19 protein-coding genes are annotated in these 13,755 nt (G+C 65.8%); 3 read left to right on the top strand and 16 right to left on the bottom strand.

What is annotated here, in order from left to right; translation table 11 throughout:
* Positions 1–52: 52 nt before the first annotated feature.
* Entirely contained in the window at positions 53–754 is a 702-nt protein-coding gene (locus tag C6W92_RS10265) for a CbiX/SirB N-terminal domain-containing protein (protein WP_129432873.1), read from the bottom strand.
* A gap of 28 nt (positions 755–782) precedes the next feature.
* A complete protein-coding gene (locus C6W92_RS10260) occupies positions 783–1,121 on the bottom strand; it encodes a TraR/DksA C4-type zinc finger protein (RefSeq protein WP_129432872.1) in 339 nt (112 codons plus the stop codon).
* An 85-nt stretch (positions 1,122–1,206) separates the two neighbouring features.
* On the opposite strand from C6W92_RS10260, the gene cysE reads away from it, so the two are divergent.
* A complete protein-coding gene (gene cysE / locus C6W92_RS10255) occupies positions 1,207–2,040 on the top strand; it encodes a serine O-acetyltransferase (protein WP_129432871.1) in 834 nt (277 codons plus the stop codon).
* Between the two features lie 120 nt (positions 2,041–2,160).
* Here cysE and C6W92_RS10250 read toward each other — a convergent pair whose 3' ends face one another.
* The 4 genes from C6W92_RS10250 to infC all read right to left on the bottom strand — a co-directional run bounded on the left by C6W92_RS10250 (position 2,161) and on the right by infC (position 4,122).
* Entirely contained in the window at positions 2,161–2,367 is a 207-nt protein-coding gene (locus C6W92_RS10250; protein WP_129432870.1) for a DUF2892 domain-containing protein, read from the bottom strand.
* A 117-nt stretch (positions 2,368–2,484) separates the two neighbouring features.
* Positions 2,485–3,108 carry a J domain-containing protein gene (locus C6W92_RS10245; protein ID WP_104018991.1) on the bottom strand — a complete coding sequence of 208 codons (624 nt, stop codon included), beginning with the start codon at positions 3,106–3,108 and terminating at the stop codon, positions 2,485–2,487.
* Positions 3,109–3,269: 161 nt separating this feature from the next.
* Positions 3,270–3,605 carry a DUF4177 domain-containing protein gene (locus tag C6W92_RS10240; protein ID WP_241691128.1) on the bottom strand — a complete coding sequence of 112 codons (336 nt, stop codon included), beginning with the start codon at positions 3,603–3,605 and terminating at the stop codon, positions 3,270–3,272.
* A 22-nt stretch (positions 3,606–3,627) separates the two neighbouring features.
* On the bottom strand, positions 3,628–4,122 hold the full coding sequence (gene infC / locus C6W92_RS10235; RefSeq protein ID WP_241691127.1) for a translation initiation factor IF-3: 495 nt from the start codon (positions 4,120–4,122) through the stop codon (positions 3,628–3,630).
* Between the two features lie 268 nt (positions 4,123–4,390).
* Between infC and C6W92_RS10230 the strand changes: the two genes are divergently transcribed.
* Entirely contained in the window at positions 4,391–5,062 is a 672-nt protein-coding gene (locus tag C6W92_RS10230) for a translation initiation factor 3 (RefSeq protein ID WP_241691126.1), read from the top strand.
* 75 nt (positions 5,063–5,137) lie between these two features.
* On the opposite strand, the gene C6W92_RS10225 is transcribed toward C6W92_RS10230, so the two are convergent.
* The 6 genes from C6W92_RS10225 to cobA all read right to left on the bottom strand — a co-directional run bounded on the left by C6W92_RS10225 (position 5,138) and on the right by cobA (position 9,987).
* Positions 5,138–5,992: a ferredoxin--NADP reductase gene (locus tag C6W92_RS10225; protein ID WP_129432868.1), complete on the bottom strand. Its 855-nt coding sequence runs from the start codon at positions 5,990–5,992 to the stop codon at positions 5,138–5,140.
* A 72-nt stretch (positions 5,993–6,064) separates the two neighbouring features.
* A complete protein-coding gene (locus C6W92_RS10220) occupies positions 6,065–6,469 on the bottom strand; it encodes a DUF934 domain-containing protein (protein WP_129432867.1) in 405 nt (134 codons plus the stop codon).
* Positions 6,466–7,200 (bottom strand): phosphoadenylyl-sulfate reductase, encoded by a 735-nt coding sequence (locus C6W92_RS10215; protein ID WP_129432866.1) that lies wholly within the window; start codon positions 7,198–7,200, stop codon positions 6,466–6,468. The genes C6W92_RS10220 and C6W92_RS10215 overlap by 4 nt, the downstream gene beginning before the upstream one ends.
* On the bottom strand, positions 7,187–8,857 hold the full coding sequence (locus C6W92_RS10210) for a nitrite/sulfite reductase (protein ID WP_129432865.1): 1,671 nt from the start codon (positions 8,855–8,857) through the stop codon (positions 7,187–7,189). Before C6W92_RS10210 ends, C6W92_RS10215 begins: the two co-directional genes overlap by 14 nt.
* A gap of 28 nt (positions 8,858–8,885) precedes the next feature.
* Positions 8,886–9,197, bottom strand: a complete 312-nt coding sequence (locus C6W92_RS10205; RefSeq protein ID WP_129432864.1) for a DUF2849 domain-containing protein — start codon at positions 9,195–9,197, stop codon at positions 8,886–8,888.
* A gap of 1 nt (position 9,198) precedes the next feature.
* A complete protein-coding gene (cobA, locus tag C6W92_RS10200; RefSeq protein WP_129432863.1) occupies positions 9,199–9,987 on the bottom strand; it encodes a uroporphyrinogen-III C-methyltransferase in 789 nt (262 codons plus the stop codon).
* A 146-nt stretch (positions 9,988–10,133) separates the two neighbouring features.
* Here cobA and C6W92_RS10195 point away from each other — a divergent pair, with 146 nt between their 5' ends.
* Positions 10,134–10,595 (top strand): Lrp/AsnC family transcriptional regulator, encoded by a 462-nt coding sequence (locus tag C6W92_RS10195; RefSeq protein ID WP_129432862.1) that lies wholly within the window; start codon positions 10,134–10,136, stop codon positions 10,593–10,595.
* Between the two features lie 81 nt (positions 10,596–10,676).
* Here the strand turns inward: C6W92_RS10195 and tpiA are convergent, their stop codons facing one another.
* The 4 genes from tpiA to rimK all read right to left on the bottom strand — a co-directional run bounded on the left by tpiA (position 10,677) and on the right by rimK (position 13,726).
* Positions 10,677–11,429: a triose-phosphate isomerase gene (tpiA, locus tag C6W92_RS10190; RefSeq protein WP_129432861.1), complete on the bottom strand. Its 753-nt coding sequence runs from the start codon at positions 11,427–11,429 to the stop codon at positions 10,677–10,679.
* A gap of 38 nt (positions 11,430–11,467) precedes the next feature.
* Positions 11,468–11,818: an iron-sulfur cluster assembly accessory protein gene (locus C6W92_RS10185; protein ID WP_129432860.1), complete on the bottom strand. Its 351-nt coding sequence runs from the start codon at positions 11,816–11,818 to the stop codon at positions 11,468–11,470.
* Positions 11,819–11,847: 29 nt separating this feature from the next.
* Entirely contained in the window at positions 11,848–12,207 is a 360-nt protein-coding gene (locus C6W92_RS10180; protein ID WP_104019002.1) for an SUF system Fe-S cluster assembly protein, read from the bottom strand.
* 109 nt (positions 12,208–12,316) lie between these two features.
* Positions 12,317–13,726, bottom strand: a complete 1,410-nt coding sequence (rimK, locus tag C6W92_RS10175; RefSeq protein WP_129432859.1) for a 30S ribosomal protein S6--L-glutamate ligase — start codon at positions 13,724–13,726, stop codon at positions 12,317–12,319.
* Between the last annotated feature and the right edge of the window lie 29 nt (positions 13,727–13,755).

Raw genomic sequence — 13,755 nt, 5'->3', positions numbered from 1 at the left:
ATAACTGTTAGCGCAAATTCCTCCCTGTTGGCGCCAACGCAATGCGGTGGCGCTAACGGTCCGACGCGATGGCACGGGCCACCAGATCAGGCACCGCGGGGGCAAGGCCCAGGGGTGCGAGCCGAAGCCCGGAAAAATCCGCCTTGTCGAGCGCTTCGGGAATGTCATCCGTGACATGCCCCCCGGCGGCGGCAAAGAACGGCAGGCACAGGCTCCGCTCGCCGATGCCGGTGGCGGCATCGGCGAGGTATGGCGGCTCCTCGACAAAGCCCACGCTGATCTCTGCCAGCGCGATGTGGCGGGCGAGCGCCGCGGCAAAGGCGCGGGTGTCGCGGGCCGAATTGGGGCTGCGGCCAGAACCGTGCGCGGCGAGAAACAGCCGCGTCTCACCGGGGTTCCACCCGGCGCGGGCGATCTGGTCGTCGATCAGGTCGGCGGCGAGGCCGGGCAGGTCCGGCGAAACGCCTAAGGGGCGCAGCACGCGCGCCCCCGGTGCATTGCCGAGCCGGTTGCGCAGGTTCTCGCCGGTGAACCAGCCCTCGGTCATGAACATCGGATAGACGACCGGCGCCGGGCCCGCCACTGCCAAGGCCGCGTCGAGTGCGCCGGGCTTGGCCAGCGTGGCCGTGCCCACGTGCCAGCCGGGCAGGGCGCGCGCCACGCTGGTGCCAAAGCGCGCGAGGTCGCGTTCTGCCGGATCCGGCTCGGAGGGCTGGCCGTGGCTGACAATCAGGGCGCTTCTGGTCTCGGTCATCCGTTGCTCCTGCCGTGACGTGGGCGGCTCAGCCCGCCGCACAGGAAATACAGCGCGTTGTGCCGGGGTCAAGTTCGAGCCGCGCCGGCGCGATTTCCTCGCCACAGTCCTCGCAATAGCCGAATTCGCCCTCGTCGATCCGGTCGAGCGCGGCGCTCAGGCGGCGCCGCTCGACGTCGCGGCGGGCATGGGTGGCGCGCGCCATGGCCTGCGATTGTAGTGCGTCCTGACGGCTCAGCCGCCCGATGGCCTGCTGGTCGAGCGTGACCGTGGCCTGCCCTTCGCGTCCGCGTGCGTCCTCCTCGTCGATCTCGGCGAGCCGCGCGGTGATGCGAGCGCGAAAGCGGGCGCGCTCGGTGTCATTCATAACGGTGATCCTCGGCAACAGCCCTTTGCATTTTACCTGCCCTGCCTATCTGTTATGATCGCACCGATCCAGAGGAGCATGTCCCGTGGCGCATACAAAGACCAAACTGGCCGAGTTCGATCCCGTCTGGGCGCGCATCGCCCGCGAGGCCGAGGCGGCCATCGCCGACGAGCCGCTGATGGGTGGCCTCATTCATTCCAGCGTGCTGCATCACGGCAGCTTTGATTCGGCGCTGGCCTATCGCATCTCGCTCAAGCTCGCCTCCGCCGAGATGCCCGAGCAGATACTGCGCGAGATCTGCGACAAGGCGCTGGGCGCGGATGACCGGATCGGGCTCGCCGCGCGCGCCGATATCGTCGCCGTCAACGACCGAGACCCGGCTTGCGACAGGTTCCTGCTGCCCTTGCTGTTCTTCAAGGGGTTCCAGGCGATCCAGGCCTACCGCATCGCGCATTGGCTCTGGGGGCAGGGGCGGCGCGATCTTGCCCGGTTCTTTCAGATGCGCTGTTCGGAGGTGTTCGGCGTCGATATCCATCCCGCGGCACGGATCGGCAAGGGCATCATGATCGACCACGCCCATTCGATCGTCATCGGCGAGACGGCGGTGGTGGGCGATAACGTGTCGATGCTGCATTCGGTGACGCTCGGTGGCACCGGTAAGGAGGAAGAAGACCGCCACCCCAAGATCGGCAACGGCGTGCTGATCGGCGCGGGCGCCAAGGTTCTGGGCAATATCAAGGTCGGCGATTGCAGCCGCGTCGCCGCAGGCTCGGTCGTCCTGCAAGAGGTGCCGCCGTGCAAGACCGTGGCGGGCGTGCCCGCGCGGATTGTCGGTGAGGCGGGTTGCGACCAGCCGTCGGTGAGCATGGATCAGCTTCTGGGCGTGCGTGGCTCGGAGGAAGACGCGGACGCGTCCTAGTCACCCGGAGCGTCTTGCTCGGGTCCGTTTGGACGCGCTGCGAAATTGGGCACGATACCCCCGACGGAAGTGAGGGTATCGCGTCACCCTCAGGCCAGGCCCGAGGATGGTACGTTCATGTCACTTTCGGTCAATCGGGCAGGTCGATATCCCGAATATCGAGTAGAGCGGGCAGGACGATATCAGCCCTGTGGCCAGCGGAATGATTCCGATGAGGTAGAGCCAGCTATAGGCCCCGCCGCTGTTGAGAAAAAACCCTGCCAGGAGCGCGAGGCCAAGGATGATGCGCAGCGCGCGGTCGACCGTTCCGACATTTTTCTTGAGCATGGTGTCGCCTTCGTGGTTGGAGGCGCGCGATCAGCGCCTGTTTACGATAGTGATTATCGCCCCGATCGCCGGGCGCGGTCTGTGATCTGGTCACACAAGACACGCGGTTGCCCCGGCTCACTTGAAGTTGCGGCTGTCCTTTAGCTGGTCCCAGGCCCAGACCACCTGCTGCAACTGTTCTTCCTGGCTTCGGTCGCCGCCGTTGATGTCGGGGTGCAGCACCTTGATGAGCGACTTGTAGGCCTTGCGCAGGTCCGCCTTGGACCAGTCATCGCCCGCCTCCAGGATTTCCAGTGCGCGGCGTTCGGTCGGCGGCAGCTTGCGCTTGCCGGTCTGCTTGCGGCCCGGGTTGCGGGTGGCGTTCTCGCCCAGCACCTGGTGCGGATCCTCGATGCCGAGCCGGGCCCATGCGCGCGCCTCGGGGTCTGACAGGCGCTTGGTCTCGCGCTCCCAGACCTTGTCGCGCGACATCTGCGCGTTGAGTTCGGCCTCGGTGGTGCTTTCGAAGAAGTTCCACTTGAGATTGTATTCGCGTACGTGCTGCTGACAGAACCAGTAATAGTCGTCGAGCACGTCCGGGGACTTGGGCGCGCGGTAGAGCCCCGCCTCGTCGCAACCCTCGTGCTCGCACACGCGGGTCGAGGTCTCCGACGCGCCGGACATCGCCCGCCGCCCGCGCGGCTTCTTGCGCTTGGCCGAGGAAACGGACAGATCGAAGCCGAAGGGATCAGTCTTGGACATGCGCGAACCTTTCCGAGTCAGGGCGCAGAGTGTATGCCAAAACGCGCGGATTAGAAGGGGGGAGCGGCAAAAAAACGCGTGGCGTCACTGCGACGGTCAAATCTTCGCGCGCCGCGCAAATGCCAGCCAGGGTCCTGATTGCAAAGGGTTTCGCTCTGTACTCAGCCGTCGGGACGATCAGGGACCAACGAACGCGCCACATCCTCGGCCACGAATTCTTCGGATGGTTCCGGCTTCGGCGGCGCCGCTGGCGCGAGGCTGCGTTCAAACACGAGCACCGAGCGGTAGACCGTCGTCGTCGATGTCAGGCCCTGACGCTCCTGGCTGGGCAGGATGTCACTGCGCAGGTAGCGCCAGCCGTCGCGCGCCATTTCGTTGAGGATGTCCTCGATGCCAAGTGCAAAGCGGTCTTCGGGGGTCTTGATGCCCGGCGCCTTGCGCCCGCGCGTCGGCGCGGGCAGGACACGGTATTCATGCCCGGCCACGGCGCCGCTCATGGGGCTGTGGCGGCGGCCCGGATCACTTGGCCCCCGGGCCGATAATCATGATCATCTGCCGCCCCTCCATCTTGGGCATATTCTCGATCCGGCCCACGCCCTCGACATCGCCCGCGATGCGTTCGAGAAGGTCGCGCCCGAGATTCTGGTGCGCCATCTCTCGCCCGCGAAAGCGCAGAGTGATCTTGACCTTGTCGCCGCCTTCGAGGAATTTCAGCACATTGCGCATCTTGACTTCGTAATCGTGGGTGTCGGTCCCGGGGCGGAACTTGACCTCCTTGACCTCGATGGTCTTCTGCTTCTTGCGCGCCTCGGCCTCTCGTTTCTGCTGCTCGTACTTGAATTTGCCGAAATCCATGATCTTGCAGACCGGCGGCGTCGCGTTGGGTGAGATTTCCACGAGGTCGAGCCCGACCTCTTCGGCCATCTCGATCGCCCTTGCGGGCGAGACAACGCCGACGTTCTCTCCGTCAGCGCCAATGAGGCGGATTTCTTCGGCGCGGATGCGGTCGTTCACGCGGGGGCCGGTATCGCGCGTCGGAGGCGCGTTGTGAGGTCTGCGGGCTATGGCTTTGGTCCTTTTGTCGTTGCGATCGTATGATGGATTTGGCCGTGGAAGGTAAACGGGGGGGCGGCAGCTTTCAAGCGGCAAAATCCGGCCAATCGGGGCGCGCGGCATGGTTTTTCCACTTGAGGTGCCGGGGCGATGCCCTCATCTGTGAGACAAGGACAAAATGGGGACCGCGGCACGGGCGGCGGGCCTCAGTCATATCTGGGAGATGGCGATGAAGAACCTTGTGTGGATCGTGGTGGCCGTTGCCGTTCTTGGCGGTGGATACCTCCTGATAACCGGCAAATCGGTAACCGACGTGGTCGAGGAGGTCTCGCAGGGCGAGATCGACGCGCCCGAGGCGCTGGAAGAGGCCAAGACGACCGCCGGCGAGGCGGCCGACACCGTGACCGAAGCTGCGCAGGAGGCGGCAGAGGCCGCCGGGGACGCCGCGGGCGCGGCGGTCGAGGCCGCCGAGGAAGCGGCGAGCGACGCAGCCGAGGCGGTAACCGAGACTGCGACCGACACCGTTGATGCCGCGAAAGACGCGGTAACCGGTGCGACCGATGCGGCGGGCGATGCCGCCGACGCGGCCACGGATACGAGCGGCGAGCCAGCGGAAGCCGGGGCCGAGACTGTGGACGGTGCGCCCGATCCCGCCGCCGAGGCCGTGCCGGAAGACTCCACCGAGAGCCTGCCCGAGCCGGAGGCGCAGGATGCGGGCACGACGCCCGACGCGCTCACCGCCGAGGGGTTCGACATGGAGCGCGCCCTGAACCTCATCGAGGGCGCTGACCTCGGGACGATGCAGGAAAACTTGCTGATCGAGGGGATCGAGGCCGCGCAGGACAATCCCGACCTGCTCCGGGGCGCGCTCGAAACGGCGCGCGAGGCGCTCGGCTACTGAAGCCGGATCAGGTATGAAAAAAACCCGCGCAAGCCATTGTCCTTGCGCGGGTTTTCTCATTTCAGCGGAGGCGTTTCAGTCGAGGAACGCCTTTTCCACCACGTATTCCTTGGGCTCTGAATTGGCGCCCTCGCGCAGCCCGTAATCCTCGAGCATCTGCTTGATCTCGAGGTTGAAGGCGAGGTTGCCGCAGACCATCGCGCGGTCGGTCCCGGGCTCGAGCGGTTTCACGCCGAGATCATCGAATACTTCGCCCGCGCGCATCAGGTCGGTGATGCGGCCCATCTTGGGGCTCTCCTCACGCGTTGTGGTGGGGTAATAGCGCAGCTTGTCGGCAAAGCCCTCGCCGATAAGCTCCTCCAGCATCTCGTCGCCGCGGATGCTCTCGATCAGTTCGCGACCATAGGTCAACTCGCCCACCTCGCGGCAGGTATGGGTGAGAATCACCTCCTCGTAATCGGTATAGGTCTGCGGGTCGCGCAGCAGCGAGGCGAAAGGCGCGATGCCGGTGCCGGTGGCAAACAGCCACAGCCGCTTGCCCGGCAGGAGCGCGTCATGCACCAGCGTGCCGACCGGCTTGGGCCGCAGGATGATCTCGTCCCCCGGCTCGATATGTTGCAGCCGCGAGGTGAGCGGGCCGTCCTGCACCTTGATAGAGTAGAATTCCAGCTCGTCATCCCAGGACGGCGAGGCGATGGAATAGGCGCGCAGGAGCGGCTTCTCGCGGCCCGTCTTCTCGTCCTTCTGCATCAGCCCGATCATCACGAACTCGCCCGAGCGAAAGCGCAGGGACGCAGGCCGTGTGACGCGAAAGGCGAACAGCCGGTCGGTGTAATGCCGAACCGAGGTCACGGTCTGCGCGTCGGGCAGGGTCGGGGCCTTGGGGGCCTTGGCGGCGGTGGTCTGGGTCACGGGGCTCATCTCGGTCATGGTTCACTCTGCCGGTGCGTCTAAACCGACATCCTCTTCTAATCTTTGACCTAGGTCAGGTGAAGGCGATATTCAGCCCCGCAGCCGCGATTGATAGTCATGCGCCTGCCAGTTGGCGCGGAACTGCCACTGATCCTGCGGCTGACGGGTGGCGATCTCGTCGCTGATCTCGACCTCGTCAAAGCCCGAACGCCGCGCCATCGCGTATTGATCGGCGATCACGTGGCCACCGGCGCGCAGCCGCCCCTTGTAGCCCATGAGCCGCAGCCGCCGCGCGATGCTAAAGCCGCGTCCGTCGGCGAAGGACGAGAAGTTCACGCGTATGAGCGGCGTGTCGCGGAGCCGTCCGGCGAGTTCCATCGGATCGGCGCTCGCGGGCAGATTGATGCCCACGCCGGGGCGGGCATCCTCCAGCGCCACGATGGGCGCGGTCCAGTCATCGGGGCCAAAGCCCCGGTCGGTGACGATGGTGCTCATGCGGAGACTCCTTTGCGAATGACGCGGCCATCCACGATGTGGATGCCGCATTCGGACTTGTCGTGGTCGCGCCAGCGGCCTGCGCGCGGGTCTTCTCCCGCGCTGACGGGGGTGGTGCAGGGCATGCAGCCGATGGACGGGTAGCCGCGCGCCACCAGCGGGTGCCGGGGCAGACGGTTTTCTTCCATGTAGGTCTGGACGTCCTCGCGTGCCCAGTGGGCCAGCGGGTTGACCTTGATGCGCCCGGTGCCCTCTTCGATCTCGAAAAACTCGAGCGCCGCGCGCGTGCCTGCCTGGTAGCGCTTGCGCCCGGTGATCCAGCCGTCGAAGCCGTCGAGCGCACGCAGGAGCGGCCGTGTCTTGCGCAGCGCGCAGCAGGCGTCGGGATCGCGCCGGTGCAGGGTGGAGTCGGGGTCGGTCTGCGCAAGGTCGCCCGCCCCGGGGCTGATGATACGCAGATCGCGCAAGGCCAGCCGTTCGGCGAGCTCTTGCTGGTAGACCAGCGTTTCGGCGAACAGCATCTCCGTGTCGATGAAGATCACCGGTGTTGCCGGGCGTGTCACCGCCACCATGTGCAGCAGCACCACCGATTCGGCGCCAAAGCTCGACACCAGCGCCAGCCGCCCCGCCGCCGGGTCGGCGAGCGCGCGGGCGAGCACCGAGTTTGCCGAATGGTGGCGATAGCGCGTGTTGAGCGCGGCCACCCGGTCTGTCAGCTCACTCTGCGGCATGGGCGCGGGCCTCGTGATCGTAGAGCGCGGATTTGAACGGGGCCATCCCGAGCCGGGTATAGGCCTGCAGGAATGTCTCGTCGGGCCCCTCGCGCAGGTCGAGATAGGCGAGGATCAACCGCTCCACCGCCGGCACGATCTCGTCATAGGCGAAGCCGGGACCGGTGCGGGTGCCGACTGCCGTGCTCTCCGACGCGTCGCCGCCGAGGGTGATCTGGTAGTTCTCCACCCCCGCGCGGTCGAGGCCGAGAATGCCGATATGCCCCACGTGGTGGTGGCCGCAGGCATTGATGCAGCCCGATATCTTGATTTGCAGATGGCCTACATCGTGCTCGATCTTCAGTTCTTCGAGCCGTGTCGCGATACCTTGCGCCACGGGGATCGAGCGCGCGGTCGCAAGCGCGCAGTAATCCATGCCGGGGCAGGCGATGATATCGGAGGCGAGGCCGATATTGCCGGTGGCAAGCCCCGCCTCGCGCAGGGCGGCGTGAACCGCCGGTATGTCGGCCAACGCCACATGCGGCAGCACGAGGTTCTGTGCGTGGCTCACGCGGATGTCGTCGTGCCCATACTGCTCCGCCAGGTCGGCCACCAGTTGCATCTGATCGGCCGAGGCGTCGCCGGGCGTCGCGCCATGCGCCTTGAGGCTGATGCTGACGATGCCGTGATCGGGATGCCGGTGCGGCACCACATTGGTATCCGCCCAGGCGCGGAGCACCGGGTCTGTGACGCGCGCGGCGTAATAGGGGGCGGCATCGCGCTCGGAGAGCGTGGGCGTGACGAAGCGCGCGCGGATATCACTGAGCCACGCCTGATCAACGCCCGTGAACGCCGCGCGGCGATCGGGAAACTCTGCCTCGACCTCGTCGCGGAATGCGTCGAGCCCGTGCTCGTGCACGGTGATCTTGATCCGCGCCTTGTACTTGTTGTCGCGCCGGCCCATGCGGTTATAGGTGGCGACCGTCGCCTCCAGATAAGGCAGCAGGTCGGCCTCTGGCAGGAACTCGCGCAGGAGCCGCGCCACCATCGGCGTTCGACCCATGCCGCCGCCGACCCATATCTCGTAGCCGCGTGTGCCGTCCTGCTCTACGATCTTCACGCCGATATCGTGGCTCTTCATCACCGCGCGGTCGGTTTCGGACGCGATGACCGCGATCTTGAACTTTCGCGGCAGAAACTGAAACTCGGGATGGTCGGTGGACCATTGCCGGATCAGTTCCGCCACCGGGCGGGGATCGGTGATCTCGTCCGGCGCGGCCCCCGCGAAATGGTCCGAGGTCACGTTGCGGATGGTGTTGCCGCTGGTCTGGATGGCGTGCATCCCCACCTCGGCCAGCGCGTCGAGCATATCCGGAACATCGCGCAGTTTCGGCCAGTTGTACTGGATGTTGGTGCGCGTGGTGAAATGACCATAGCCCTTGTCCCACCGTTCGGCGAGATAGGCCAGTTGCCGCATCTTCGCGGCGTCCAGAGAACCGTAGGGCACCGCCACGCGCAGCATGTAGGCGTGCAATTGCAGGTAAAGCCCGTTCATCAGGCGCAGCGGCCTGAACTCGTCCTCGGTAAGATGGCCGTCGATCCGCCGCTCGACCTGCGCGCGGAACTGGCGGGTGCGCTCGGCGAGAAAGGCGGTGTCGAACTCGGTATAGCGATACATCTTCTGTCTCCTGCGCGTGTCGCGTGGGTCAGGCGCGGCGCAGCCCTTCGGACTGCTTGCCATGAAAGCGGTTGGAGGGGCCGGTGGCGCGGAACGCCTCTCGGAAATGGGCGGGCTCGGGGCCGTTCGCGCCGGGGCGCATGTCGGCGAGATAGGCACCGACCACCTCGGACGTGCGGGCCTGCGCCTGCAACAGGCGCAGATCGGCATCGGCCTCGTCGGTCAGCAGCTCGGCCTCGGCGAGGTCGCGCGTCCAGCGGTCATCGGAGGTGAGATAGACCACGTCGCCCTCGACGAGGGCATTGGCGGTGACGACCTTGGGGGTGAAGGCGCGGGGCATGTCAGGCAAGCTCCTGTCTGGTCAGCGGGGTCGTTTGCGGAATGCGGGCACGGGCCTCGCGCGGGGCGAGCCCGAGGAAGGTGAGTGCCGGGCCGTCCAGCCCGGCATCGGCCAGGTCGGTGGGCCAGTCGGCCAGCGTGGTGGCGAGGATGCGTTCGTCGGCGCGGGCGGCGTTCTCGACCAGGGTCACAGGCGTGTCGGGGGCTGCGCCGTGCATCATCAGCCGGCCCTGCACGAAGCGTGCGGCGCGCTTGGCCATGTAGAGCGCCGCCACCTCGCCCGGGTGGGCCATCGCGCGCCAGTCGTGATCGGCAAAGCCCTGCATGTCATGGCCGGTGAGCAGCCGCAGGCCGGAGTTGCGCCCGCGTTGCGTCAGGCTCTGGCCGATGGAGGCGGCGGCGGCCGAAGCTGCCGTGACGCCGGGCACGATCTCGTAGGGCAGGTCGGCGTCTTCGAGCGCCGCAATCTCCTCGTCGAGGCGTCCAAACAGCACCGGGTCGCCGCCCTTGAGCCGCACGACCCGCGCGCCGGTGAGCGCGTGGCCGGTGATGAGCGCGTTGATCGCCTCTTGCGGCGTGGTGGGGCCGAACCCCTGCTTGCCTGCGGCGATCACGTGGGCGTCCGCATGGGCGAGCGCGAGGATGTCGCCGCTCACCAGCCGGTCATGGATCACCACGTCCGCCGCCTCGATCAGCCGCAGGGCACGGATGGTGAGCAAGTCGATGCCGCCGGGGCCCGCGCCGACGAGGGCGACGGGGGTTACAGCGCGGTGGGCGGGTTGGCTGGGCATGGCGACACGGGTCCGGGACTGTTTGACTTCACCAAGAATATAGGAAATATTCCCTCCAGAACGCCAGATGCCGCAAACAATAAGGACACACGTTCCATTTTGATGAGGATCGTGGTGGGGTGTTCCAGTTTTGGAGGGCAGGTGGAATGACGATCCGGATAGATGAGCTTGATCGGAAAATCCTAGGGCAGTTGCAGCGCGATGCGGCGCAGTCGCTCGACGATATTGCCCGCGCCGTGGGCTCCTCGAAAACACCGGTGTGGAACCGCGTCCGCAAGATGCGCGAGGGCGGTGTCATCCGTCAGCAGACGGTGCTGCTCGACCCCGAGGCGCTGGGGCTGGAGGCGTGCTTCTTCGTGTTGGTACGGACGTCGGAGCATGACGCGGAGTGGCAGGCGAAATTCCTGGAAACGTTGAAGAAACGTCCAGAGGTCATGGAGGCGCACCGGCTTGCGGGCGATATCGACTACATCCTGAAGGTTCGTGTCACCAATGCCCGGGCCTATGACGTGTTCTATCAGGCGCTGATCGCGGAGGTGAAGATCCACACGGTCACGGCGCTGCTATCGATGGAAGAGATCAAGTCGACCACGATGCTGCCGCTGTGAGCGGAGAATGGGGGCGCTGCCCCCGCCGACCCTGCGGGCCGACTCCCCCGGAATATTTTTGGCAAGATGAAGCCACGCGAGTTAAACTGTGGCTTCCAGGGCGTTGATAACCGGAGAGAAATCGGCGGCCTTGAGGCTAGCGCCGCCGACCAGGGCACCGTCCACATTGGCGATGCCAAATATCCCGGCGGCGTTGCCGGGCTTGACCGACCCGCCGTAGAGCAGTCGCAGCGCGGCGGCCTCTGTCTCGCCAAGTCGCTCGCTGAGCAGGCTGCGTATGAGGCCGTGGACCTCGGCGATCTGCGCCTCGGTCGGGGTGAGGCCGGTGCCGATGGCCCAGACCGGCTCGTAGGCGAGGACGGTGTTGGCGGCGGTGGCGCTGTCGGGCAGGGAAGCGTGCAGATCGGTGGCGATGATTTCAAGGGTTTGCGCGGCCTCGCGCTGCGCGAGCGTCTCGCCGAGGCAGATTACCGCCGTGAGACCCGCGGCGTGGGCCGAGCGCGCCTTTTCGGAGATCAAATCATTGGTTTCACTATGATTTTCCCGGCGTTCGGAATGGCCGAGGATGACCGCCGTTGCCCCCGCATCGGCCAGCATCGGGGCAGAGATATCGCCGGTATGGGCGCCCGAGGCGGCAGGGTGGCAATCCTGCGCGCCGATCATCACGGCGCTGTCGGCGGCAAGGACCGCGGCCCGCGCGAGGAGCGTTGCGGGCGGGCAGAGAAGGATATCGGCGCCGGGCGCGGGATGGGCGGTGACGAGCGCGGCGATCTCGGTCAGGCTGGCATTGGTGCCGTGCATCTTCCAATTGCCGGCGGCGAGTTTGCGTTTCATGAAAAATCGCCTTTTGGCAATGAGTTACGCCACTAAGCTTACATATCTGCGAACTTGATCGACTCTCCGCAGCCGCAAGATTCGGTGACGTTGGGGTTGTTGAAGACAAAACCTGATTCCAAGAGCGATGTCTGGTAGTCGATCTCGGTGCCGAACAGGAACATCTGTGCCATTGGCGCGATCAGGATGCGCGCGCCGTCCTGTTCGACCACCTCATCGTGGGGATCGACCTCGGTCACATACTCCATCGTGTATTCCATGCCCGCACAGCCGCCTTTCTTGACGCCGATGCGCAAGCCTTGATGGCCGTCGCGTCCCATCAGTTTCGCGATTTGCGTGGCGGCAGCGGGCGTTATGGAGACGGCCTGCTTTCCGGGGGTGCCGAACATGAGGATACCCTTCCAGTTCGTTGATTTCGTTACATGAAACCCAGCTCAAGCCGAGCCTCGTCTGACATCATGTCCATCCCCCAGGGCGGCTCCCAGGTGAGTTGGACATCGACCTGTTTCACGCCGGGAAGCGGCTCGATCGCGTCGGCGACCCAGCCGGGCATTTCGCCCGCGACCGGGCAACCCGGGGCGGTCAGCGTCATCACCACCCCGACTGCGTTTTCGGGTGAGATGTCGATCGTGTAGATCAGCCCGAGATCGTAAATATTCACAGGGATTTCAGGGTCATAGACGGAGCGACAGGCCTCCACCACCTGGTCGTAGAGCGGGTGATCGGTGCTGGAGGGCGCGATCAGCGGCGCGCCTTCGAGGGGCTCTGTTGCGGTCATGACGGACGGCTCCTGCAGTGTTTCCGATAAAACATATAAGATTTAACCCCGCCCGCGTCCAGAGGGCGAACCTCACGGTTCAGCGCGCGAACCGCACGGTTCGAGGGGGTCACCGCGCGGTGGTCTTGCGCCGACGGACCGGGGCGGGGCGCACCCGCGTCTCGATCATCTCGTAGAGCGCGCCGGTGATGTTCTTGCCGGTCGAGGTCTCGATCCCCTCGAAGCCAGGCGAGGAATTGACCTCGAGCACCTTGGGCCCGGTTTCGGAGCGCAGCAGGTCCACGCCCGCCATGTTGAGATCGAACACGCGGGCGGCGCGGATCGCGGTCTCGCGTTCGGCCTTGGTGATTCGCACCGATTTGGCCGATCCGCCGCGATGCAGGTTGGAGCGGAAATCGCCATCCGCGCCGGTGCGTTTCATCGAGGCCACGACCTTGCCGCCGATCACGAGGCAGCGGATATCCTCGCCCGCCGCTTCGCGCACGAAATCCTGCACGAGGAAATTGGCCTTGAGGCCGCGGAAGGCGTCGATCACCGATTCGGCGGCCTTTTTCGTCTCGGCGAGGACCACGCCCTTGCCTTGCGTCGATTCGAGCAGCTTGACGATCAGCGGCGCGGTGCCGACGAGGCCGATCAGGTTGCCGGTATCCTTGGGCGAGGCGGCGAAGGCGGTGTTGGGCATGCCGACCTGCGCGCGCGCCATCAACTGGTGGGCGTAGAGCTTGTCGCGGCTGGCGATGATCCCGGCGGAGGTGTTGGCGCAGAAGGTGCCGATGGTCTCGAACTGGCGGATCACGGCGGCGCCATAGGCGGTGACGGAGGCGCCGATGCGCGGGATCACCGCGTCGTAACGGGGCAGGCGCTTGCCGTCGTAATGCACCTCGGGGGCCAGCGCGTTGATCGCCATGTAGCAGCGCGTGGTGTCGATCACCTCTACGGTGTGGCCGCGTTTCTCGCCCTCTTCGACCAGGCGCCGCGTGGAATAATTGTTTTCGCGCGATAGCACGGCGATGCGCAGGGCGCGCTTGGGCTGGACGGCGCGCATTTTCGACGTGTGGTAAACATCATAGCTGAGCTCGGGCTGCAGGAAGCGGTCGGTGGCGACGATGGAGATGTGATCCTTGAGCGCCTGCCGCCCGAGCAGCATCCGGCTGGTCATGGTGGAGCGGTTGGTGAGTGTGATCTCTATGGGCCAGCTATCGCCGTTCACCGCGAGCACGCTCTGGATCACGTAGCGCAATTCGCGCTCGCCGTTGGAAGAGGCCACCTCGCGCCGGTCGAGGATCGGTGCGGAGCAGGGGATCACGAGATCGTCGCGCCCCGGGATCGGGTGGACGGTGAAACGCACCTTGGGTTTCGAGGCGGGGCCGAAGGTCTCGATATCGAAGGCATGGAGCGCCGAGGTGCGCGCGCCGGTATCGACCTTGGCCTTGAGCGCGGGCACGCCGAGATCGGGCAGCGATATCCATTCCTCCCAGCCGAATTGCAGCGGCTGGGGTGGTGTGGGCGTGTCGCTCATTGGCGCGGCCTCCTTGTCATGGTCGCGGA

Origin of the sequence: Roseovarius sp. A46 (assembly GCF_004126395.1) — a bacterium.
In the GTDB taxonomy this organism is placed as follows: domain Bacteria; phylum Pseudomonadota; class Alphaproteobacteria; order Rhodobacterales; family Rhodobacteraceae; genus Roseovarius; species Roseovarius nitratireducens.
This window is presented reverse-complemented; position numbering and strand designations above follow the sequence as displayed.

Excerpts from the sequence above, each read along its gene's own strand:
- C6W92_RS10265 (WP_129432873.1), bottom strand. The coding sequence starts at position 754 with ATGACCGAGACCAGAAGCGCCCTGATTGTCAGCCACGGCCAGCCCTCC.
- C6W92_RS10260 (WP_129432872.1), bottom strand. The coding sequence starts at position 1,121 with ATGAATGACACCGAGCGCGCCCGCTTTCGCGCTCGCATCACCGCGCGG.
- C6W92_RS10250 (WP_129432870.1), bottom strand. The coding sequence starts at position 2,367 with ATGCTCAAGAAAAATGTCGGAACGGTCGACCGCGCGCTGCGCATCATC.
- C6W92_RS10245 (WP_104018991.1), bottom strand. The coding sequence starts at position 3,108 with ATGTCCAAGACTGATCCCTTCGGCTTCGATCTGTCCGTTTCCTCGGCC.
- C6W92_RS10240 (WP_241691128.1), bottom strand. The coding sequence starts at position 3,605 with ATGAGCGGCGCCGTGGCCGGGCATGAATACCGTGTCCTGCCCGCGCCG.
- C6W92_RS10230 (WP_241691126.1), top strand. The coding sequence starts at position 4,391 with ATGAAGAACCTTGTGTGGATCGTGGTGGCCGTTGCCGTTCTTGGCGGT.
- C6W92_RS10225 (WP_129432868.1), bottom strand. The coding sequence starts at position 5,992 with ATGACCGAGATGAGCCCCGTGACCCAGACCACCGCCGCCAAGGCCCCC.
- C6W92_RS10220 (WP_129432867.1), bottom strand. The coding sequence starts at position 6,469 with ATGAGCACCATCGTCACCGACCGGGGCTTTGGCCCCGATGACTGGACC.
- C6W92_RS10215 (WP_129432866.1), bottom strand. The coding sequence starts at position 7,200 with ATGCCGCAGAGTGAGCTGACAGACCGGGTGGCCGCGCTCAACACGCGC.
- C6W92_RS10210 (WP_129432865.1), bottom strand. The coding sequence starts at position 8,857 with ATGTATCGCTATACCGAGTTCGACACCGCCTTTCTCGCCGAGCGCACC.
- C6W92_RS10205 (WP_129432864.1), bottom strand. The coding sequence starts at position 9,197 with ATGCCCCGCGCCTTCACCCCCAAGGTCGTCACCGCCAATGCCCTCGTC.
- cobA (WP_129432863.1), bottom strand. The coding sequence starts at position 9,987 with ATGCCCAGCCAACCCGCCCACCGCGCTGTAACCCCCGTCGCCCTCGTC.
- C6W92_RS10195 (WP_129432862.1), top strand. The coding sequence starts at position 10,134 with ATGACGATCCGGATAGATGAGCTTGATCGGAAAATCCTAGGGCAGTTG.
- tpiA (WP_129432861.1), bottom strand. The coding sequence starts at position 11,429 with ATGAAACGCAAACTCGCCGCCGGCAATTGGAAGATGCACGGCACCAAT.
- C6W92_RS10185 (WP_129432860.1), bottom strand. The coding sequence starts at position 11,818 with ATGTTCGGCACCCCCGGAAAGCAGGCCGTCTCCATAACGCCCGCTGCC.
- C6W92_RS10180 (WP_104019002.1), bottom strand. The coding sequence starts at position 12,207 with ATGACCGCAACAGAGCCCCTCGAAGGCGCGCCGCTGATCGCGCCCTCC.
- rimK (WP_129432859.1), bottom strand. The coding sequence starts at position 13,726 with ATGAGCGACACGCCCACACCACCCCAGCCGCTGCAATTCGGCTGGGAG.